We start from the raw sequence: 20,357 nt of genomic DNA, 5'->3' as shown, positions 1-20,357 counted from the left end.
ATCCACCGGAGTGGACGGGGTATCAACTTCTGGCGTTGATTTTTGGCACGCTGTTGAGTTCTCAAGGAACGGACGCTTCCTTTGTACTCACCCTCGCGGGTTTTCCTCCGGGCTTTCGTTCTGTTCTGTTCTTGCGTTTCCGACTCTATCAGACTCTTTCGGGCCCGATTTCCTCGGTGCTTTCCAGGTCCTGCGCTTTCGCGCTTTCCCTTTCCGGCGATTCCGACTCTATCAGATCCTTTCGGGCCTGACTCCCAGTCAGCGGGGTGTGCGTTCCGGGCTGTTGGGCCCTTCCGGCGAGTGAGACAGTAGCGGATTCCCTGCCCTCGAAGCCAATCGGGGGCTGCGTCCTGGAACGCGGATTCCTCATTCGCAAATACGCATGAAAACGAGTCGACAGGATGCGTCGGCGCGTTCGAATGTGTAGGTGCGGGATGGCTGTCCGGGGACCGACCGGGGTCGGCGCTCACTTCGGACAACTCGAAGAACCTTACGGACCGGGTACGTACGTGTCAACCCCCGGCCGACCTGAGGGAAAGCTCCCCTCCTACTCGACCGTCCCGGGCTACGCTGCCTCCCATGACTACGCATGCGCTCACGCTCAGCCTGTGCTGGTGGGCCGCCTGACGGCGGCCGACCATCCACACGAGCACGCATGCGCTCACGGCCGCCGCTTCGGCGGCCGTTTTCGTTTCCTCCCCTCCCGGGAGCGGGACGGCCGCCCGGAACGGCGGCCCGACACCACGCACAGAGGGAGAGCGGGACATGACGAGGATCTTCAGCGGCGTCAAGCCGACCGGGCACCTGACGCTGGGGAACTACCTGGGGGCCGTGCGGCAGTGGGTCGCCGCCGACCGGGAGCCGGACGACGCGCTGTTCTGCGTCGTCGACCTGCACGCGCTGACCGTCGAACACGATCCGGCGCGGGTGCGACGGCTCAGCCGGCAGGCGGCGACGCTGCTGCTCGCCGCCGGGCTGGATCCGGCGCGCTGCACCCTCTACGTACAGAGCCATGTCGACGAGCACACGCGACTGGCGTACCTGCTGGAGTGCACCGCCACCGACGGGGAACTGCGCCGCATGATCCAGTACCGGGAGAAGGCGGCGACGGCGCGGGCCGCGGGGGACGGCGTACGGCTGTCGCTGCTGACCTATCCCGTATTGATGGCGGCGGACATCCTGGCGTACCGGACGGACGAGGTGCCGGTGGGCGAGGACCAGCGCCAGCACGTTGAGCTGGCCCGGGACCTGGCGGTGCGGTTCAACCAGCGGTACGGGCACACCTTCACCGTGCCGAGGGCGACGCTCCCGGCCGTGGCGGCCCGGGTCATGGACCTCCAGGACCCGACCTCGAAGATGGGGAAGTCCCACGAGAACGGGGCCGGGATCGTCTATCTGCTCGACGAGCCCGAAGTGGTGCGCCGCAAGGTGATGCGGGCCGTGACCGACAGCGGGGACGACGGGGTCGTCTACGACCGGGCGGCGCGCCCGGGGGTGGCGAACCTGCTGGACGTCCTCGCGGCCTGTACGGGCGGCGACCCGCGCGAGCTCGCCGGACGGTACGCGCAGTACGGGCCGCTGAAGCGGGACGTCGCCGACGCCGTGGTCGAGCTGCTGCGGCCGCTGCGGGAGCGGCACGCCGTGCTGGCGGCCGATCCCGGGGAGGTCGACCGGGTGCTGCGCGAGGGCGCCGGGCGGGCCCGGGCCCTGGCGCGTCCGGTGGTGGACCGGGCGTACGGGGCGATCGGGCTGCTGGCGCCCTCGTACGCGTAGCTCTCCGCGTCCGGACGGTCAGCTGTTGCCGGAGGCGAGTTCGCGGCTGCGGTCGCGGGCCGCCTCCAGGGCGGCGATCAGGGCCGCCCGGACGCCGTGCTTCTCCAGCTCGACGATGGCGTTGATCGTCGTACCGGCCGGGGAGGTGACGGCCTCGCGGAGCTTGACCGGGTGCTCCCCGCTGTCGCGGAGCATGACGGCGGCGCCGATGGCGGCCTGGACGATGAGGTCGTGGGCCTGGGCGCGGGGCAGGCCGAGGAGGATGCCCGCGTCGGTCATGGCCTCGACGAGGAAGTAGAAGTAGGCGGGTCCGGAGCCGGAGAGGGCGGTGGCCGCGTCCTGCTGGGATTCGGGGACGCGCAGGGTCTTGCCGACGCCGCCGAAGATCTCCTCGGTGTGCTGGAGGTGGGCGGCGGTGGCGTGGCTGCCGGCGGAGATGACGGACATCGCCTCGTCCACCAGGGCGGGGGTGTTCGTCATGACGCGGACGACCGGGGTGCCGGGGGCGAGCCGCTCCTCGAAGAAGGAGGTGGGGACGCCGGCGGCACCGCTGATGACCAGGCGGTCGGCGGGGACGTGCGGGGCGAGCTCGTCGAGGAGCTTGCCCATGTCCTGGGGCTTGACCGTGAGGATCAGGATGTCGGCGCGCTTGGCGGCCTCGGCGTTGCTGACGGCCTCGACGCCGTAGCGGCTGCGGAGCTCCTCGGCGCGTTCGGGGCGGCGGGCGGTGACGAGGAGTTTGGCCGCCGGCCGGCCGCCGCGGATCATCCCGCTGAGCAGGGCCTCGCCGATCTTGCCGGTACCGAGGACTGCGACTGTCTGGGTCATGCCGGGTTCACCTCGCCGAACGGACGTCAGGAGCACGTACCCGCTCATCCTTGCACCCGGCGTCCGGCGGGCGGGGCGGGTGTCCGGTCCGTGGGCGGCCTACGGGGTGCGGCGGCGCAGGGTGACGGCGCCGAGGGCGAGGACGAGGAGGGCGCAGGCGGCGACGACGACGGCGTCGCGGACGAAGTCGGCGGTCATGTCGGTGTGGGTGAGGACCTGGGTCATGCCGTCGACGGCGTAGGACATCGGCAGGACGTCGGAGAGGCCCGAGAGGAGGGGCTGCATGGTGTCGCGGGGCGCGAAGAGCCCGCACAGGAGCAGCTGCGGGAAGATCACGGCCGGCATGAACTGGACGGCCTGGAACTCGGACGCGGCGAAGGCGGAGACGAAGAGTCCGAGGGCGGTGCCGAGGAGGGCGTCGAGGAGGGCCACGAAGAGGAGCAGCCAGGGGGAGCCGACGACGTCGAGGCCGAGGGCCCACACGGCGAGGCCGGTGGCGAGGAGGGACTGGAGGACGGCGACGGCCCCGAAGGCGAGGGCGTAGCCGGCGATGAGGTCGCCCTTGCCGAGCGGCATGGCCAGCAGGCGCTCCAGGGTGCCGGAGGTGCGTTCGCGCAGGGTGGCGATGGAGGTGACGAGGAACATCGTGATGAGGGGGAAGATCCCGAGGAGGGACGCGCCGATGCCGTCGAAGGTGTGCAGGCTGCCGTCGAAGACGTAGCGGAGCAGGGTCAGCATCAGGACGGGGACCAGCAGCATCAGGGCGACGGAGCGCGGGTCGTGGCGGAGCTGGCGCAGGACGCGGGCGGCGGTGGCGGCGGTGCGGGCGGTGTTCATCGGCTCTGCTCCTGGGCTGCGAGGGCGTTCGCTTCGTCGACCAGGCGCAGGAAGCCCTCCTCGACGGTGGTGGCGCGGGTGCGGGTGCGCAGGGCTTCGGGGGTGTCCCGGGCGAGGATGCGGCCTTCGCGCATGAGGAGCAGGTCGTGGCAGCGCTCGGCCTCGTCCATGACGTGGGAGGAGACGAGGATCGTGGCGCCGCGGGTGGCGGTGAGGTCGTGGAAGAGGTTCCACAGGTCGCGGCGCAGGACGGGGTCGAGGCCGACGGTGGGTTCGTCGAGGACGAGGAGTTCGGGGGCGCCGAGCAGGGCGACGGCGAGGGAGACGCGGCTGCGCTGGCCGCCGGAGAGGCGGCCGGCGAGGGCGTCGGCGCGGGTGGTGAGGTCGACGTCGGCGAGGGCGCGGGTGACGCTCTCGCGGCGGCGTTCGGCGGCGGTGCGGCCGGGGTCGAGGACGGCGGCGAAGTAGTCGAGGTTCTGCCGGACGGTGAGGTCGTCGTAGACGGAGGGCGCCTGGGTGACGTAGCCGATGCGGGAGCGCAGGCGGGGGTGGCCGGCGGGGTGGCCGAGGACGTCGAGGGTGCCGGTGACGTGGGCCTGGGCGCCGACGACGGCGCGCATGAGGGTGGACTTGCCGCAGCCGGAGGGGCCGAGGAGGCCGGTGATGCGGCCGCGGGGGACGTCGAAGGCGAGGTCGTCGAGGACGGTGCGGGGGGTGCGGCCGGTGCCCCGGCGGACGGTGAGGCCGTGGGCGTGGACGGCGGGTGGGTGTGCCGCCTCCCGCTGGTTATTCATCATGTGATGAATAATGCTCCTGGCGGTGCCGGGGCGTCAATCGGTGAGGGGCCGGAATCGGTGCGGGGCCGGTGGCCCGGCGGGGTTACTTCTTGCGCTTGGGGCGGCGGGCGGCCGGGTTGCCCGTACGGCTGCTGCGGCGGCGGGCCGCCTCGGTCACGGCGCGCTCGTACTCGGCGCGGCGGAGCTTCTCGCCCGGGGCCTCGACGAGGCAGCGCAGGAAGTACGCGATGAGGGAGCCGATGAAACCGATCGCCTTCAGGCCCTTGAGGGCGGCCTCGTCGGAGGAGGGCGCGGGGCGGCGGCCGAAGGACTCCCAGGTCTTGGCGAACGCGATGGAGCTGGCGATCGCGAAGAGCACGACGACGGAGATGCTGAGGAACGGGCCGACGTTGCCGATCTCCAGGCCCTCGTACGCGAGGCGCAGCAGGTACGCGGCGGCGACGGCGCCGATCAGCGAGCCGGCGGCGGCGCCGGCCCGGCGCAGGGCGTAGCCGTTGTCGTGCTCGACCCAGCTGGTGCCGAAGAACCGGATCGGCTCGGGCCGTGGTCCGGCCGCGGGCTCGGTCGCGGGGGCGCCGGGGAGGCTCTGGTCTCGCTGCTGGTCGTCGCTCACACCGGCGATTATCCCTCGTGGCGGCGCGCCGGCCCGGGGTGTCTCACGTGGCAGAACGGTGACGGCCGCAGGTCCCGCCCCGGGCGGTCTCCGGGGAGGCCGCCCGGGGCGGGGGCCGGACGGCTCAGCCGCAGCGGGGAGCGACGTAGCCGTCGCTGCCCGTCTTCACGTAGGCGTCGGAGACGAATTCTCCGTTGCCGATGCAGTCCCAGAGGCTCGTCGTGCCGTACGGGCCGCTGACGGTGGTGCCGGGGCACTGGCAGCGGACCGAGACGACCGCGCCGACCGGCAGCGTGTCGACGATGGAGTACCCGGTCCCGGGGCCGCTGCGGACGTTGACGCTGTAGCCGGGCGCGACCGGGAACCGCTGGAAGCCGGACTCGGCGGCCATGCTCTGGGCGTGGCCGGATTCGTTCTCTACGGACATGTGAATTCTCCCCCCATGGGTGTTGCGCTGCGCAACGCGCGCAGGGTAGCAAGCCCTTGGATGTTCCCACGGGCCATCGACTAGGCTCCGGCGGGGGTGGTGAGCGGTGCAGTCGCTGCGTGCGGATTACGCGGGGTTCCCGGAGTACGCCGGCCGGTACCGGCTCGAATCCGTGCTCGGCTCCGGCGGCATGGGCGTCGTCCACCTGGCCGCCTCCAGTTCCGGGCTGAAACTCGCCGTCAAGGTCGTGCACGCGCAGCACGCGGTGGACCCCGAGTTCCGGGCGCGGTTCCGCCAGGAGGTCGCCGCCGCGCGGCGGGTGAGCGGGGCGTTCACCGCGCCCGTCGTGGACGCCGACCCGGATGCCGAACGGCCCTGGATGGCCACCCTGTTCGTCGACGCGCCGACGCTGTCCGAGCGGGTGCGCGAGCGCGTGCTGGACGCCGACGAGCTGACCCGGCTCGCCGCCGGGCTGGCGGAGGCCCTGCGGGACATCCACCGCGCCGGGGTGGTGCACCGGGACCTGAAGCCCAGCAACGTGCTCATGGCCCCGGACGGGGTGCGGGTCATCGACTTCGGCATCTCGCGCCCGGCCGACAGCGATCTGCGCACGGAGACCGGCAAGCTGATCGGGACGCCGCCGTTCATGGCGCCGGAGCAGTTCCAGTCGCCCCGCGAGGTCGGGACGGCCGCCGACGTCTTCGCCCTGGGCGCGGTGCTGGTGCACGCGGCGACCGGGCGGGGGCCGTTCGACTCCGACAGCCACTACCTCGTCGCGTACCAGGTGGTGCACAGCGAGCCCGATCTGACGGGGCTGCCCGCGCGGCTCGTGGCGGTCGTGGCCCGCTGCCTGGCGAAGGATCCGGCGCGGCGGCCGACCGCCGACGCGCTGATCGCCGAGATCCGTACCGTGACCAGCCGGACGGCCGAGGACACGCAGGCCTTCATACCGCCTCCGCGCCGGCCCGTCCCCGTCGAGGAGCCCACCCACCGGCGCGACGGGATCGCCGTGGCCGCCCCGCCGCCCGCCGGGCTGTCGGCGGACCCCGCCGTTGCGGGGCGGCGCGGGCGGCGGCTCGCCGTCGCGGCGGCCGTGGCGGTGCTGCTGACGGGGACGGCGCTGGGCGGGTACCTCCGGTTCGGGACGGAGCGGGAGCCGTCCGCGGCCGGGGCCCCGGCCGCGGCGCAGCGGGCCTTCGCCCCGTGGGCGGTGGCGCTGGCGAAGCCGGACAGCCCGGGGCCGGGGCCGGCCTGCTCGTGGCAGGCCGGTGCCCTGTACTGCCGGGCCCCCGGGGTGGCCGCCGCCCGGCTGGACCCGGCGACGGGCACGGTGCTGTGGTCCGCGCCGGCCACCGGCGGCGAGCAGCGCGGGGACCGGGACGGGGCTCCGCTGTACGCGGGCGGGCTGGTCCTGGCCGTCGCCTCCGGCAGCGGCGCGCTCCAGGCCCTGGATCCGGGTTCGGGCGCCGCGCGCTGGAAGCGGAGCCTGCCGGGCGGGGCCCGGGTGGTGGTGGCCGGCGGCTCTGTGCTGCTCGTCGGCGCGGACGGCGCCGTCAGCGCCGTGGACCCCGCCGACGGCAGGTCCCTGTGGACGAAGCAGATCGGCCGGGCCGGCTCGGTGTGGTGGGGCGGCCCGGCGGGCCCGCAGGCGGCGGTGCTGTACCTGGCGGCGTCGGGGGCCGGTACGGCCTCGACCCAGCTGGCCGCCGTGGATCCGCGCACGGGGGCGGAGGACTGGCGGGTGCAGACCGAGGGACGGCTGCGGCCCGTGGGGACCGCGCACGGGGCGCTGCACCTGGTGGACAAGGACGCGGAGTCCAAGACGACCGAGGTCGTCCGCGTGGACCTGACGACCCGGGCCGTGGTCCGCACCCGGCTGGCGTCCCCGCTCTTCGACGCGCAGGCGACGGTGGGGCCCGACGGGACCGTGTACGCGGTCGGTACGTCGGGCGGGCTGGCCGCCGTCGGGGCGGCCCGGGAGAGCTGGCGACTGGAGACGGGCACGGCCCTGTCCTCGCAGCCCGTCGTCGGCGAGGGCCGGGTGTTCCTCAGCGCCGCGGACGGCCGGCTGCTGGCCGTCGACGCGGCCGCCGGGCGGCTCGCCGGGCAGACCAGGCCCCGGATGGGGACCGGGCACGACACCTTCAGCGCGACCCTGCCGGCGCCCGTCGTCGCCGACGGGCGGGTGTACGGGTCCGCGCCCGACGGGAGCGTGTTCGCCGTCGGGACGCGGGACCCCGCCGGGTGGTGAGGCCCGGCGGGGCGGGGGAGGTACGGGTCAGCCCAGGAGGCTGACGTCGCGGACCGCGCCCTTGTCGGCGCTGGTCGCCATCGCCGCGTAGGCGCGCAGGGCCGCGGAGACCTTGCGCTCGCGGTTCTTGGGCGCGTAGACGCCGCCGAGGGCCGCGTGGCGGGCGGCGACGGTGGCCTCGTCGACCAGGAGCTCGATGGAGCGGTTCGGGATGTCGATGCGGATCCGGTCGCCGTCCTGGACGATCGCGATGTCGCCGCCCGAGGCCGCCTCCGGGGAGGCGTGGCCGATGGACAGGCCCGAGGTGCCTCCGGAGAAGCGGCCGTCCGTCACCAGGGCGCAGACCTTGCCGAGGCCGCGGCCCTTGAGGAAGGAGGTCGGGTAGAGCATCTCCTGCATGCCGGGGCCGCCGCGCGGGCCCTCGTAGCGGATGACGACGACGTCGCCCGCCGTGATCTCCTTGCGGAGGATCTTGTCGACGGCCTCGTCCTGCGACTCGCAGACGACGGCCGGGCCCTCGAAGGTCCAGATCGACTCGTCGACGCCGGCCGTCTTGACGACGCAGCCGTCGACCGCGATGTTGCCGCGCAGGACGGCGAGGCCGCCGTCCTTGGAGTACGCGTGCTGCACCGAGCGGATGCAGCCGCCCTCGGCGTCGAGGTCGAGGGTGTCCCAGCGCTCGGACTGGGAGAAGGCGGTCGCGGAGCGCACGCAGCCCGGGGCGGCGTGCCACAGCTCCATGGCCGTGTCGGACGCCGTGCCGGAGCGGGCGTCCCACTTCGCGAGCCAGTCCTCCAGGCCCTCGGAGTGGACCGTGGTGACGTCCTTGTTGAGGAGCCCGCCGCGGTGCAGCTCGCCGAGGATGGCGGGGATGCCGCCGGCCCGGTGGATGTCCTCCATGTAGTAGGTGCCGCCGGGGGCCACGTTGGGCGCGACCTTGGACAGGCACGGGACGCGGCGCGAGACGGCGTCGATGTCGGTGAGGTCGTACTCCAGGCCCGCCTCCTGCGCCGCCGCGAGGAGGTGCAGGATCGTGTTGGTGGAGCCGCCCATCGCGATGTCGAGGGCCATCGCGTTCTCGAAGGCCTCGCGGGTGGCGATGTTGCGCGGCAGGACGGACTCGTCGCCGTCCTCGTAGTAGCGCTTGGTGATCTCCACGACCGTGCGGCCGGCGTCCTCGTACAGGGCGCGGCGGGCGGTGTGGGTGGCGAGGACGGAGCCGTTGCCGGGGAGGGCGAGGCCGATGGCCTCGGCGAGGCAGTTCATCGAGTTGGCGGTGAACATGCCGGAACACGAGCCGCAGGTCGGGCAGGCGTTCTCCTCGATGCGGAGCACGTCCTCGTCGGAGACGTTCTCGTTCGAGGCCTCGACCATGGCGTCGATCAGGTCGAGCTTGCGGACGGTGCCGTCGACGAGGACGGCCTGGCCGGCCTCCATCGGGCCGCCGGAGACGAAGACGACCGGGATGTTGAGGCGCATGGCGGCCATCAGCATGCCGGGGGTGATCTTGTCGCAGTTGGAGATGCAGATCAGGGCGTCGGCGCAGTGCGCCTCGACCATGTACTCGACCGAGTCCGCGATCAGGTCGCGGGAGGGCAGGGAGTACAGCATGCCGCCGTGGCCCATGGCGATGCCGTCGTCGACCGCGATCGTGTTGAACTCGCGGGGGATCGCGCCCGCGGCGCGGATCGCGTCCGAGACGATGCGGCCGACCGGCGCCAGGTGGGTGTGGCCGGGGACGAACTCGGTGAAGGAGTTGGCGACCGCGATGATCGGCTTGCCGATGTCCTCGCTCGCTACGCCCGACGCGCGCATCAGCGCACGGGCGCCTGCCATGTTGCGGCCGTGGGTGACGGTGCGGGACCTCAGCTCGGGCATGCGGTTTCACTCCCCATGAGTGCGGCTGTACGGTCAGCCGCGACTGTGGATATGGCTCGGTTACGAGGCTACGCCCACCGCCCGCGATCCGGACAGGGCGTCCGGATGCCGGGACGGCAGGCTCACTCTTCGGTCAGGTAGCGCTGCAGCGCGGGCGCCACGAGGGCGACGATCCGCTCCGGGTCCGCGGACGCCATGGGCTCCACCCGGACGACGTAGCGCAGCATCGCGATGCCGATCATGTGCGAGGCGGCCAGTTCGGCCCGGAAGGTCGGGTCCGGTACGTCGAGGTCGGCGGCGACCCGCTCCAGCACCCGGCGCAGGATCAGGCCGCGCAGCACCTTCGCCGCGGCCTCGTGGGTGAGGGCGGAGCGTATGACGGCCAGCAGCGGGGCCCGGGTGAGGGGGTTCTCCCAGATGCCGAGGAAGTAGCGGGCCAGGCGCTCCCCGATGCCGTCGGGGCCGTCGCCGATGATCGCCGGGACCACCAGGGCGGGCTCCATGCTCAGCTCGATGGCGGCGGCGAAGAGGTCGTCCTTGCTCCCGAAGTAGTGGTGCACCAGGGCCGGGTCCACGCCGGCGACCTTGGCGACGCCGCGCACGGAGGTCTTGTCGTAGCCGCGCTCGGCGAAGACCTCGCGGGCGGCGAGGCGGATCCGCTCCTGGGTGCCGGGACCGTCGCCGGCCTCGTCCTGGCGGGGGCGGCCGGGGCCGCGGCGCCGCCCGGCGGGTCCGGCGGGTCCGGCGGGTCCGGCGGGTCCGGTGGGTCCGGTGGGTCCGGTGGGTTCCGTCACGGCCGCCGCCGGGCCGGCTTCGCCAGGTGGAGGCGGGTGAAGGCCAGCGCCTCGGCGAGGTCGGCCTCGCGCTCGGCGGCGGACATGGCCCGGCGGGTGTTGACCTCGATGACGACGTGCCCGTCGAAGGAGGAGCGGGCGAGCCCGGCCAGCAGCTCGGCGCAGGGCTGCGTGCCGCGGCCGGGGACGAGGTGCTCGTCCTTCGCGGATCCGTTCCCGTCGGCGAGGTGGACGTGGGCCAGCCGGTCGCCCATCCGGTCGATCATCGCGGCGGCGTCCGTACGGGCGGTCGCGGTGTGCGACAGGTCGACGGTGAAGTGCCGGTAGTCGTCCTTCGTGACGTCCCACTCGGGCGCGTAGGCGAGCATCTCGCGGTCGCGGTAGCGCCAGGGGTACATGTTCTCGACGGCGAACCGGACGTCGGTCTCGTCGGCCATCCGCCAGATCCCGGAGACGAAGTCCCGGGCGTACTGGCGCTGCCAGCGGAACGGCGGGTGCACGACGACCGTGCCGGCGCCGAGCTCCTCGGCCGCGGCCCGGGCCCGCTGGAGCTTGGTCCAGGGGTCGGTGGACCACACGCGCTGGGTGATGAGGAGGCAGGGGGCGTGGATGGCCAGGATCGGCACCCGGTGGTGGTCCGACAGGCGGCGCAGGGCGTCGACGTCCTGACTGACCGGGTCCGTCCAGACCATGACCTCGACGCCGTCGTAGCCGAGGCGGGCGGCGATCTCGAAGGCGGTCGCCGTGGACTCCGGGTAGACGGAGGCGGTGGAGAGGGCGACTTTCGGGGCGGTGGTGGTCGGGGGACGGACTGGTTCTGCCACGGGGACAGGTTACGGGGCACCCGCCCCGCCGGGGCGGCGCGGGTCGGCCACGGTCCGCGAGGGACGGCCTACGGCAGGTGGTCCAGGCGCCGCAGGATCACGCCTTCGCGCAGCGCCCACGGGCAGATCTCCAGCTCGTCCACGCCGAAGAGGTCCATCGTGGCCTCGGCCACCAGCGCGCCCGCCAGCAGCTGCGCGGCCCGGCCCTCGGAGACGCCGGGCAGGGCGCCGCGCTCCGCGATGGTCATCTCCGTGAGGCGCGGGACCCACTCGGCCAGGGACTTGCGGGTCAGGTCGCGCTGGACGTAGAGGCCGTCCGCCTCCCGGGCCGCGCCCGCGATCCGGGCGAGCTGCTTGAAGGTCTTGGACGTGGCCACCACGTGGTCCGGCGCACCGGAGCGGCTGAACTCGCCGACCGTACGGGCGATCTGGGTCCGCACGTGCCGCCGCAGGGCCTTCACGTCCGCCGGGTCCGGCGGGTCTCCCGGGAGCCAGGCGGAGGTGAGGCGGCCCGCGCCGAGCGGGAGGGACACGGCCGTGTCCGGGTCCTCGTCGATGCCGTACGCGATCTCCAGCGAGCCGCCGCCGATGTCGAGGACCAGCAGCTTGCCCGCCGACCAGCCGAACCAGCGGCGGACCGCGAGGAACGTCAGCCGGGCCTCGTCCTCCCCGCTGAGCACGGGCAGCTCCAGCCCGGTCTCGGCCTTGACCCGGGCGAGGACCTCGTCGGCGTTGGTGGCCTCGCGCACCGCGCTCGTCGCGAACGGCAGCAGGTCCTCGCAGCCCTTGTCCTCGGCGGCCTGCACGGCGTCGCCGATCACCGAGACCAGGCGCTCGACGCCCTCGGGGGTGACGGCGCCGCGCGCGTCGAGCAGCTGCGCGAGGCGCAGTTGCACCTTGTGCGAGTGCGCGGGCAGCGGTCGCGCGCCGGGGTGCGCGTCCACCACCAGCAGATGCACCGTGTTCGAACCCACATCGAGGACACCGAGTCTCATGCGGGAAACGCTACTGGGCGGGACGCGCGGGGGTGACCCAAGGGGCCCTTAGGCTGGGGAATGTGCCAAATACGAAGAAGGCCAACAAGACCCGGTCGAAGAAGGACAAGGGCAAGGAGCGGGACGAGAAGGGGCTCGACTTCCCCCGCGCCTGGGTGGAATTCCCCGATCCCGCCGACGAGGAACAGGTCTTCCGCTGTGACCTGACCTGGCTGACCTCCCGCTGGACCTGCGTCTTCGGCAGCGGCTGCCAGGGCATCCAGGCCGGCCGGGCGGACGACGGGTGCTGCACGCTCGGCGCGCACTTCTCCGACGAGGACGACGAGAAGCGGGTCGCCGAGCACGTGGCGCGGCTGACGCCCGAGCTGTGGCAGTTCCACGACGTGGGCAGCGAGTCCGGGTGGACGCAGTTCGACGACGACGGGGAGAAGCAGACCCGCCGCTGGGACGGGGCCTGCATCTTCCTGAACCGGCCCGGGTTCCCGGCCGGGTCCGGCTGTTCGCTGCACATCCTGGCCCTCAAGGGGGGCCAGGAGCCGCTGGAGACCAAGCCGGACGTGTGCTGGCAGCTGCCGATCCGGCGCACGTACGACTGGATCGACCGCCCCGACGACACCCGGGTGCTCCAGGTGTCGATCGGCGAGTACGACCGGCGGGGCTGGGGTCCGGGCGGCCACGACCTGCACTGGTGGTGCACCTCGGCGACCTCCGCGCACGGGGCCGGCAAGCCGGTGTACGTGTCGTACCGGGCGGAGCTGACGGAGCTGATGGGCGAGCAGGGGTACGCGGCGCTGGTGGCGCTGTGCGAGGCCCGGCTGTCCTCGCTGCTGCCGATGGCCCCGCATCCGGCGGACCCCGCCTGAGGGGCGGGTCAGCGCCTAGGGCCCGGGCGGGGCCGGGTCCGGGGTAACCGTTCCTCCTGAGGACGGCTCCGGGGACGGCGGGTCCGTCGGGGTCGGGGTCGGGGTGGGCGTGGGCGTCGGCGTGGGGGTCGGCGTCGGCGTGGGATCCGGCGTCGGGTCGGGCGGTGTCGGCGTCGGGGTGGGGGTGGGCCGCGGGGGGTCCGGGTCGGGGGCCGGGCGGCCGCGTCCCTGCAGGGAGACCACCGCGCCCGCCGGGTCCACGCCGACCCGGGCGCTCCAAGCGCCGACGGGCTGGGCGGCGGTGTCCACCGTGATGCGCAGGGTGACCGACCCTCCGGGGGCCAGCCTTCCGGCGGTCTGGCTCGCGCGCAGCCAGGGCGCGTCCGACCAGAGCCGCCAGTCGACGGGGGCGCCGCCGGAGGCGGTGAGGGTGAGCAGGGTGGTGCCGCCGTGGGTGGTGGCGGCGACCGTGAGGCGGCCGGGGGCACCGGGGCCGCCCGCTTCCGGACCGGCGGGGGCGCCCGCGCTGATGACCTCGACGGAGACGTCGGGGGCCTCGTCGCCGGGGGCGAAACCGGGCTCGCCGGTGGTGCGGGCGGTGTTGCCGGTGTTCTCGTACGCGGTCAGGGGGCGTCCCTCGGCGTACGGGGGCGGGATCTGCGATTCGCTGGCCGAGATGCGGCTGCCGTCGCCCCCGACGGGTTCGCCGGTGCTCGGGGCGCCCCGGTACGCCGCCCACAGCGCGATGACGGGCGCGGCGACGACGGTGGCGACGACGGTGGTGGTCACGGCCCGGGCCCGGAACCGGTCGCGGCGGGCGGCGCGGTCCTTGGGGTCCATGGGGAAGCCGGTGCGGTCGAAGCGCGGGCCCGGGCCGCCGCCGCGGCGCCGCCCCGAGCGCAGCATGGCGGCGTGGACGGCGCGGCGCGGCGCGGGAACCAGCGGCAGCGCGGCGTGGACGCCGCCGGTGCCGGGCCAGGGGGCTCCCACGCCGACGCGTTCGGCGGCGCGGCGGCAGCGCGGGCAGTCGTCGACGTGCCGCACGAGCTCGGCGCGCAGGGTGCTGGACAGCAGCACGTTGCCGTCGCCGCCGTCGCCCTCCTCGCCGGTGAGCCGGGCCACGGACGGACAGTTCCCGCCCTCCACGACGGCGAGGGCGGCGCGGGTGCGCTCCACCTCGCAGGCCGCGCCGGACAGCAGCTCGCGGGCGGCGGCGGGCGGGGTGCCGATGACGGCGGCGAGCTCGGTGACGCCGAGGCGGTGGCGGACGGCGAGTTCGAGGGCCTCGCGCTGCTCGGGGGTGGTCCCGGCGGCCTCGGGCCAGGCGAGCCGGGCCAGCTCGGTGCGGCGGTGGGCGCTCACGTCGGGCCCGGGACCCGGCGGCGGCGGCCCGGACGGCGCGTGCGCGGAGTACGCGTGCTCCGGCGCGCGCCGGGTGGAATGCGCGCCCAGGCGTGCGCGCCGCTGTTCGGCGAGCCTGCGCAGGCAGGCCCAGCGGGCGAGCGCGTACAGCCAGGCCCGCCGGTCCCCCTCGTCGGGACACCGGCCCGGATGGCGTTCGGCGACGGCGAGCACGTCTCCGAGCACCTCGGTGGCGGTGTCGTGGTCACAGAGGACGGACAGGCAGTAGGTGAACAGGCCGTCGAGGTAGGGCTCGTGCCGGGAGGGCGGCGGCTGCTCGTCCGGGGACGCCCGGTGTCCCGCCGGATCCGCGGGGGGCGTGCGCCCGTGCGCCCGGTGTGCGCCGGTGCGCGATGCGGGGTCTGGCTGGTTGCTGCTGTTCACCTGGCGACCGTAGGCGGCGCGCCGCTGACGCCCCGGAAGCCTTCGGCAGTTTTAGTCCTTACGGGTGAACAGATCGCCACTGCGCTGACACCGGCCCTGACGACGGGCAAGGGGGCGGCCGCGGGGGCGGCCGCGGGGGCGGGCGGGGACCCGGGCCGGCCGGCGGCCGCCGGCGTTGTCGGTGCGGGCGGCTACCGTGGCCGCATGGCTGCCCGTACATCTCGCTCATCCGCCAAGGACCGGCCGTCCTACCGCTGCTCCGAGTGCGGGTACACGACCGCGAAATGGCTCGGCCGGTGCCCCGAGTGCCAGGCCTGGGGCACCGTGGAGGAGATGGGCGGCGCGCCCGCCGTACGGACCACCGCGGCCGGCCGGGTCTCCGCGCCCGCGCTGCCGATCGGCCAGGTCGACGGCCGCACCGCGACGGCCCGCAGCACCGGGGTCGACGAGCTGGACCGCGTCCTGGGCGGCGGTCTCGTGCCGGGCGCGGTCGTACTGCTCGCGGGCGAGCCGGGCGTCGGCAAGTCGACGCTGCTGCTCGACGTCGCGGCGAAGGCCGCCTCCGGCGACCACCCGACCCTCTACGTCACCGGCGAGGAGTCGGCGAGCCAGGTGCGGCTGCGGGCCGACCGGATCAACGCCATCGACGACCACCTCTACCTCGCCGCCGAGACCGACCTGTCCGCCGTACTGGGCCACCTCGACGCGGTGAAGCCGTCCCTGCTCGTGCTGGACTCCGTACAGACCATCGCCTCCCCCGAGATCGACGGCGCGCCCGGCGGCATGGCCCAGGTCCGCGAGGTCGCCGGGGCGCTGATCCGCGCCTCCAAGGAGCGGGGCATGGCGACCCTGCTCGTCGGCCACGTCACCAAGGACGGAGCCATCGCGGGCCCCCGCCTGCTGGAGCACCTGGTGGACGTGGTCCTCAGCTTCGAGGGCGACCGGCACGCGCGGCTGCGTCTGGTGCGCGGCGTGAAGAACCGCTACGGCGCCACCGACGAGGTCGGCTGCTTCGAGCTGCACGACGAGGGCATCACCGGACTCGCCGACCCGAGCGGGCTGTTCCTGACCCGGCGCGCCGAGGCGGTGCCGGGCACCTGCCTGACCGTGACGCTCGAGGGCAAGCGCCCGCTGGTCGCCGAGGTGCAGGCGCTCACCGTCGACTCGCAGATCCCCTCGCCGCGCCGCACCACCTCCGGCCTGGAGACCTCGCGCGTGTCGATGATGCTGGCGGTGCTGGAGCAGCGCGGCCGGATCACCGCGCTGGGCAAGCGGGACATCTACTCCGCCACCGTGGGCGGCGTGAAGCTCACCGAGCCGGCCGCGGACCTGGCGATCGCGCTGGCCCTGGCCTCCGCCGCCAGCGACGTGCCCCTCCCCAAGAACCTGGTGGCCATCGGCGAGGTCGGCCTGGCGGGCGAGGTCCGGCGGGTCACCGGCGTACAGCGGCGCCTCGCCGAGGCGCACCGGCTCGGTTTCACGCACGCGCTGGTGCCGTCGGATCCGGGGAAGGTCCCGGCGGGCATGAAGGTGACCGAGGTCGCGGACGTGGGGGACGCGCTGCGGGTCCTGCCGCGCGGGCGCTCGCGCACCCCGGCCAAGGAGCGCGCAGCGGAATAAGAGACTCCGCCGACGGGGGGCCGGGGACGGTCCGGCGGCAGGTCAGGGGCCCGCGGGGACCCCCGTACGGGCCCCGGCCGGGGCGATGCGCGCCAAGGCACGGCGGGCGCACAGCCCGCGCCGGTAGACTTTGTGCTGGTCCGCCCGGCTGTACGCAGGCGGCGCAACCCGCGACCGGAGGAGTGCAGTGGCAGCCAAGGACGGGGCAGCAGCATCCGGCAAGTCGGGCGCGAGCTCCAGGCAGGAGGCCATGATGCGCGCCTCGCTGAGCGCGGTCGCACCTGGTCAGCCCCTGCGCGACGGTCTGGAGCGGATCGTCCGCGGCAACACCGGCGGGCTCATCGTCCTCGGCATGGACAAGAGCGTCGAGGCGATGTGCACCGGCGGCTTCGTCCTGGACGTGGAGTTCACCGCGACCCGGCTGCGCGAGCTGTGCAAGCTCGACGGGGCGCTGATCCTCGACAAGGACATCACCAAGATCCTGCGGGCCGGCGTGCAGCTGGTGCCCGACGCCTCGATCCCGACGGAGGAGACCGGTACCCGGCACCGCACCGCGGACCGCGTCTCGAAGCAGTGCGGCTTCCCGGTGGTGTCGGTCTCCCAGTCGATGCGGCTGATCGCCCTGTACGTGGACGGGGAGCGGCGGGTCCTGGAGGAGTCGGGGGCGATCCTGTCCCGGGCCAACCAGGCGCTGGCCACCCTGGAGCGGTACAAGCTGCGCCTGGACGAGGTCGCGGGGACGCTGTCCGCGCTGGAGATCGAGGACCTGGTCACGGTGCGCGACGTGACGGCGGTCGCGCAGCGGCTGGAAATGGTCCGCCGGATCGCGACGGAAATCGCCGAGTACGTGGTCGAGCTGGGCACGGACGGGCGACTGCTGTCGCTCCAGCTGGACGAGCTGACGGTCGGCATCGAGCAGGAACGGGAGCTGGTGATCCGGGACTACGTTCCGGAGCCCACGGCGAAGCGTTCCCGCACGGTCGAGGAGGCGCTGCCGGCGCTGGACGCGCTGACGCATCCGGAACTGCTGGAGCTGGCGATCGTGGCGAAGGCGCTGGGCTACACCGGCTCGCCGGAGACCCTGGACTCGGCGGTGTCGCCCCGCGGGTACCGGCTGCTGGCGAAGGTGCCGAGGCTGCCGGGGGCGATCATCGAGCGGCTCGTCGAGCACTTCGGCGGTCTGCAGAAGCTGCTCGCCGCGAGCGTGGACGACCTCCAGACGGTGGACGGCGTCGGCGAGGCCCGTGCGCGCAGCGTCCGGGAGGGCCTCTCCCGGCTGGCGGAATCGTCCATCCTGGAACGCTACGTCTGAGCCCGGCAGCGCGGCCGCGCCCGCCGGGGCGCGGCGCGTGCGGACCGGTCAGTCCTGCTTCAGGACGAACGAGGTGCGGGCCACCGGGAGACCCGGGGACTTGACCTCGACCACGTAGGTGTCGGGGGCCGGGCTGCCCGCCGGGGGCGTCTGGCACTGGTCGGCCGCACTGGGCCTGCGGTCCCACTCCACCGACTGCTTCTTCTCCCCCTGCGCCGGCAGCCGGAAGAACGCGTCCGCCGCGCCCGTCGGGCAGTCCGCGGAGGACCACACCGCCTTCGCGCCCTGCGTCTGGAAGATCGTCACCACCGCCTGCTTCGGACCGAGTCCGAACTTGCAGGTGCTTCCGGAGATGTTGCGGACGAGCAGTTCGAGGCGGGGCTTCTCGTTCGTCTCGTACTCGTTCTTGACGCTCTTGACCTCCCACTGCAGGGCGGTCGCCGGACACGTCGGCAGCGGAGAGTCCGCCGGGACCTGCCCCGAGGAGCCGTTCGCGCCCGCCGCGGCACCGGAGTTGCCCGCGGAACCGGAACCGGAGCCGGAGCCCGGACCGGCGCCGGGTTCGCCGTTCTTGCCTGAACCGCCCGCGCCGCCGCCGGAACCGCCCGCGCCGGTGCCCGAGTCGCCCCGCCCGCCCGGCGCCTGACTGATCGCCGGCCCGGACCCGGAGGGCCCCGGGGTGATCGTGCGCACGGGTCCGGAGCCGTCGCCGCCGCCCTTGCCGTTCGTACTCGACTTCCCCCCGCCGGAGGTGACGGTCCATACGGCGAGCAGCGCCAACAGCGCCGCGACGGACGCCAGAACGGCCCTCCGTCGCCAGTAAATGGAGGAGGGGAGCGGCCCGACCGGATTGCGCAGAGATCCCACGCACCGAACCTTACGAGAACTCCCGCCGCGATCAGTGCGCCCCATGCCGCACGCGCGGCGGGTTTTGCCGATGATCAGCCTGCGGGCCTACGCGCGGGCGCCGGTTACCGGCCAACCGGCTGACACGGACGCGACCTGACGCCCAGTACCGTCAGTGACCATGGACAGCAGCGCCCTCTACCGCACCATCACCGACTTCGCCCACTCCACGCCACCCTGGGTGCGCGCGGTGTTCGAGGCGTGGACCGAATACGGGCTGCTGCTCTTCGGTCTGCTCTTCATATCCGTCTGGTGGCGGGCGCGCGGGCAGGACGACCCCCGGGCCATGGCCCGGGCCGTCCTGGCGCCGCTGGCCACCGCGCTCGTCTACGTCGCCTCCGAACTGGTGAAGTCGACCGTCGACGAGGAGCGGCCCTGCCGGGCGGTTTCCGGGGCGCTCGCCCCGCTGGTGCCCTGCCCCCCGTACGGGGACTGGTCCTTCCCCAGCAACCACTCCGCGATAGCCGGCGCGGCCGCCCTCGTGCTGGCGCTCGCCGTGCCCCGGCTCGCGCTGCTCACCGTGCCCGTCGCGCTGCTGATGGCCTTCTCCCGGGTGTTCGTCGGGGTGCACTACCCGCACGACGCGGCCATGGGCCTGCTGCTGGGCGCCTCCCTGGGCACGCTGACCGTGCTGGCCCTCACCTCCCCGCTGGCCCGGGTGACCGCCGCCGTACGGGCGAGCGGCAACCCGGCGGCGGTCTGGTTCACCGGTCGGGCCCGGGCACGGCAGGGGTGAAACGTGCCAGGATGCCGATTGCCATGACTGCATCTCCCGCATCCGCATCCGCATCCGCCGCCGGCCCCGCCGGCGGTCCCCCGCAGGCCGCCCGCGCGCTGCACTCCCCCGTCATCGCGTGGTTCGACGAGCACGCCCGCGATCTGCCCTGGCGCCGTCCCGAGGCGGGCCCCTGGGGGGTGATGGTCAGCGAGTTCATGCTCCAGCAGACCCCCGTCAGCCGGGTCCTGCCGGTCTACGAACAGTGGCTCGCCCGCTGGCCCCGCCCCGCCGACCTGGCCGCCGAGGCGCCCGGTGAGGCCGTACGGGCCTGGGGACGCCTGGGTTACCCGCGCCGGGCGCTGCGCCTGCACGGCGCGGCCGTCGCGATAACGGAACGGCACGGCGGCGACGTACCGCGCGACCACGCGCAGCTGCTGTCGCTGCCGGGGATCGGGGAGTACACGGCCGCCGCGGTGGCCTCCTTCGCGTACGGGCAGCGGCACGCGGTGCTCGACACCAACGTGCGCCGGGTCTTCGCCCGCACCGCCACCGGCGTCGAGTACCCGCCGAACGCGACCACCGCCGCCGAGCGGCGGCTGGCCCGGGAGCTGCTGCCCGAGGACGAGGCGACGGCGGCGCGCTGGGCGGCCGCGTCCATGGAGCTGGGTGCGCTGGTCTGCACCGCCAAGAGCCCGGACTGCGTGCGCTGCCCGGTGGCGGGCCTGTGCGCCTGGCGGCTGGCGGGCAAGCCCGCGCACGACGGGCCGCCGCGGCGCGGTCAGACGTACGCGGGAACGGACCGCCAGGTGCGCGGGAAGCTGCTGGCCGTCCTGCGCGAGGCGGTCGGGCCGGTTCCGCAGTCGGTGCTGGACACCGTCTGGGACGAGCCGGTGCAGCGGGCGCGGGCGCTGGACGGGCTGGTGTCCGACGGCCTCGTGGAGCCGCTGGCGCACGGCATGTACCGGCTGCCGCAGACTCCGCGGGCCTGATCGCGCGGCCCTCGCACCCGGCTCGAAGTTGACTGGACGATTCCACTTCGGGCCGGGAAACCGCAGCTCACAGGCACTGTTACACAACCTACGGGTGTCCGTGCGTCCACCGAAGGCTGGTCCGCACAGTGCCGTGACAAGCCGTCC

19 protein-coding genes are annotated in these 20,357 nt (G+C 74.1%); 8 read left to right on the top strand and 11 right to left on the bottom strand.

Going from position 1 to position 20,357, the window contains the following annotated elements:
• Positions 1-251, top strand: a 251-nt coding sequence (locus tag ACGFXC_RS16015) for a hypothetical protein (protein ID WP_393713163.1), incomplete at its 5' end; no start/stop codon positions are given.
• Between the two features lie 514 nt (positions 252-765).
• A complete protein-coding gene (gene trpS, locus ACGFXC_RS16010; protein ID WP_393713161.1) occupies positions 766-1,773 on the top strand; it encodes a tryptophan--tRNA ligase in 1,008 nt (335 codons plus the stop codon).
• Positions 1,774-1,791: 18 nt separating this feature from the next.
• Here the strand turns inward: trpS and proC are convergent, their stop codons facing one another.
• The 5 genes from proC to ACGFXC_RS15985 all read right to left on the bottom strand — a co-directional run bounded on the left by proC (position 1,792) and on the right by ACGFXC_RS15985 (position 5,275).
• Entirely contained in the window at positions 1,792-2,601 is an 810-nt protein-coding gene (gene proC, locus ACGFXC_RS16005) for a pyrroline-5-carboxylate reductase (RefSeq protein WP_393713160.1), read from the bottom strand.
• A gap of 99 nt (positions 2,602-2,700) precedes the next feature.
• Positions 2,701-3,438: an ABC transporter permease gene (locus ACGFXC_RS16000; RefSeq protein WP_393713159.1), complete on the bottom strand. Its 738-nt coding sequence runs from the start codon at positions 3,436-3,438 to the stop codon at positions 2,701-2,703.
• Entirely contained in the window at positions 3,435-4,235 is an 801-nt protein-coding gene (locus tag ACGFXC_RS15995) for an ABC transporter ATP-binding protein (protein WP_393713158.1), read from the bottom strand. The genes ACGFXC_RS16000 and ACGFXC_RS15995 overlap by 4 nt, the downstream gene beginning before the upstream one ends.
• 82 nt (positions 4,236-4,317) lie before the next feature.
• Positions 4,318-4,848, bottom strand: coding sequence for a hypothetical protein (locus tag ACGFXC_RS15990; protein ID WP_393713157.1), 531 nt, complete (start codon positions 4,846-4,848; stop codon positions 4,318-4,320).
• Between the two features lie 124 nt (positions 4,849-4,972).
• Positions 4,973-5,275 carry a peptidase gene (locus ACGFXC_RS15985; protein ID WP_393713156.1) on the bottom strand — a complete coding sequence of 101 codons (303 nt, stop codon included), beginning with the start codon at positions 5,273-5,275 and terminating at the stop codon, positions 4,973-4,975.
• Between the two features lie 106 nt (positions 5,276-5,381).
• Between ACGFXC_RS15985 and ACGFXC_RS15980 the strand changes: the two genes are divergently transcribed.
• Positions 5,382-7,526 (top strand): serine/threonine-protein kinase, encoded by a 2,145-nt coding sequence (locus ACGFXC_RS15980; RefSeq protein ID WP_393713154.1) that lies wholly within the window; start codon positions 5,382-5,384, stop codon positions 7,524-7,526.
• A gap of 27 nt (positions 7,527-7,553) precedes the next feature.
• Here the strand turns inward: ACGFXC_RS15980 and ilvD are convergent, their stop codons facing one another.
• From ilvD to ACGFXC_RS15960, 4 genes are all read right to left on the bottom strand, one after another.
• The gene (ilvD, locus tag ACGFXC_RS15975; protein ID WP_393713153.1) at positions 7,554-9,404 is read right to left on the bottom strand and encodes a dihydroxy-acid dehydratase; all 1,851 of its coding nucleotides are present in this window, start codon (positions 9,402-9,404) and stop codon (positions 7,554-7,556) included.
• A gap of 122 nt (positions 9,405-9,526) precedes the next feature.
• Positions 9,527-10,198 (bottom strand): TetR family transcriptional regulator, encoded by a 672-nt coding sequence (locus ACGFXC_RS15970; protein WP_393713151.1) that lies wholly within the window; start codon positions 10,196-10,198, stop codon positions 9,527-9,529.
• Entirely contained in the window at positions 10,195-11,022 is an 828-nt protein-coding gene (locus ACGFXC_RS15965) for a sugar phosphate isomerase/epimerase family protein (RefSeq protein ID WP_393713149.1), read from the bottom strand. The genes ACGFXC_RS15970 and ACGFXC_RS15965 overlap by 4 nt, the downstream gene beginning before the upstream one ends.
• Positions 11,023-11,090: 68 nt before the next feature.
• Positions 11,091-12,017 (bottom strand): Ppx/GppA family phosphatase, encoded by a 927-nt coding sequence (locus tag ACGFXC_RS15960; RefSeq protein ID WP_393713148.1) that lies wholly within the window; start codon positions 12,015-12,017, stop codon positions 11,091-11,093.
• Between the two features lie 62 nt (positions 12,018-12,079).
• On the opposite strand from ACGFXC_RS15960, the gene ACGFXC_RS15955 reads away from it, so the two are divergent.
• Entirely contained in the window at positions 12,080-12,880 is an 801-nt protein-coding gene (locus ACGFXC_RS15955) for a hypothetical protein (protein ID WP_393713146.1), read from the top strand.
• A gap of 15 nt (positions 12,881-12,895) precedes the next feature.
• Here ACGFXC_RS15955 and ACGFXC_RS15950 read toward each other — a convergent pair whose 3' ends face one another.
• Entirely contained in the window at positions 12,896-14,665 is a 1,770-nt protein-coding gene (locus tag ACGFXC_RS15950) for an RNA polymerase sigma factor (protein ID WP_393713144.1), read from the bottom strand.
• A gap of 204 nt (positions 14,666-14,869) precedes the next feature.
• On the opposite strand from ACGFXC_RS15950, the gene radA reads away from it, so the two are divergent.
• Positions 14,870-16,285 (top strand): DNA repair protein RadA, encoded by a 1,416-nt coding sequence (radA, locus tag ACGFXC_RS15945; RefSeq protein ID WP_351828781.1) that lies wholly within the window; start codon positions 14,870-14,872, stop codon positions 16,283-16,285.
• Positions 16,286-16,472: 187 nt separating this feature from the next.
• Positions 16,473-17,597, top strand: a complete 1,125-nt coding sequence (disA, locus tag ACGFXC_RS15940) for a DNA integrity scanning diadenylate cyclase DisA (RefSeq protein ID WP_393713142.1) — start codon at positions 16,473-16,475, stop codon at positions 17,595-17,597.
• Between the two features lie 48 nt (positions 17,598-17,645).
• Here the strand turns inward: disA and ACGFXC_RS15935 are convergent, their stop codons facing one another.
• A complete protein-coding gene (locus ACGFXC_RS15935) occupies positions 17,646-18,464 on the bottom strand; it encodes a hypothetical protein (RefSeq protein ID WP_393713140.1) in 819 nt (272 codons plus the stop codon).
• Positions 18,465-18,624: 160 nt separating this feature from the next.
• Between ACGFXC_RS15935 and ACGFXC_RS15930 the strand changes: the two genes are divergently transcribed.
• Together ACGFXC_RS15930 and ACGFXC_RS15925 are read left to right on the top strand one after the other, a co-directional pair.
• On the top strand, positions 18,625-19,239 hold the full coding sequence (locus tag ACGFXC_RS15930) for a phosphatase PAP2 family protein (protein WP_393713138.1): 615 nt from the start codon (positions 18,625-18,627) through the stop codon (positions 19,237-19,239).
• A 23-nt stretch (positions 19,240-19,262) separates the two neighbouring features.
• Positions 19,263-20,210 carry an A/G-specific adenine glycosylase gene (locus ACGFXC_RS15925; protein WP_393713136.1) on the top strand — a complete coding sequence of 316 codons (948 nt, stop codon included), beginning with the start codon at positions 19,263-19,265 and terminating at the stop codon, positions 20,208-20,210.
• Positions 20,211-20,357: the final 147 nt, after the last annotated feature.

It is taken from the genome of Streptomyces sp. NPDC048507 (assembly GCF_043199995.1).
Lineage (GTDB): Bacteria > Actinomycetota > Actinomycetes > Streptomycetales > Streptomycetaceae > Streptomyces.
The sequence above is the reverse complement of the archived record's forward strand: the minus strand, read 5'-3'. Positions and strand labels throughout refer to the sequence as shown.

Bases quoted from the DNA above. Each gene is read 5' to 3' on its own strand.
- ACGFXC_RS15985 (WP_393713156.1), bottom strand. From the start codon at position 5,275: ATGTCCGTAGAGAACGAATCCGGCCACGCCCAGAGCATGGCCGCCGAG.
- ilvD (WP_393713153.1), bottom strand. From the start codon at position 9,404: ATGCCCGAGCTGAGGTCCCGCACCGTCACCCACGGCCGCAACATGGCA.
- proC (WP_393713160.1), bottom strand. From the start codon at position 2,601: ATGACCCAGACAGTCGCAGTCCTCGGTACCGGCAAGATCGGCGAGGCC.
- ACGFXC_RS15960 (WP_393713148.1), bottom strand. From the start codon at position 12,017: ATGAGACTCGGTGTCCTCGATGTGGGTTCGAACACGGTGCATCTGCTG.
- ACGFXC_RS15930 (WP_393713138.1), top strand. From the start codon at position 18,625: ATGGACAGCAGCGCCCTCTACCGCACCATCACCGACTTCGCCCACTCC.
- ACGFXC_RS16000 (WP_393713159.1), bottom strand. From the start codon at position 3,438: ATGAACACCGCCCGCACCGCCGCCACCGCCGCCCGCGTCCTGCGCCAG.
- radA (WP_351828781.1), top strand. From the start codon at position 14,870: ATGGCTGCCCGTACATCTCGCTCATCCGCCAAGGACCGGCCGTCCTAC.
- ACGFXC_RS15995 (WP_393713158.1), bottom strand. From the start codon at position 4,235: ATGATGAATAACCAGCGGGAGGCGGCACACCCACCCGCCGTCCACGCC.
- trpS (WP_393713161.1), top strand. From the start codon at position 766: ATGACGAGGATCTTCAGCGGCGTCAAGCCGACCGGGCACCTGACGCTG.
- ACGFXC_RS15925 (WP_393713136.1), top strand. From the start codon at position 19,263: ATGACTGCATCTCCCGCATCCGCATCCGCATCCGCCGCCGGCCCCGCC.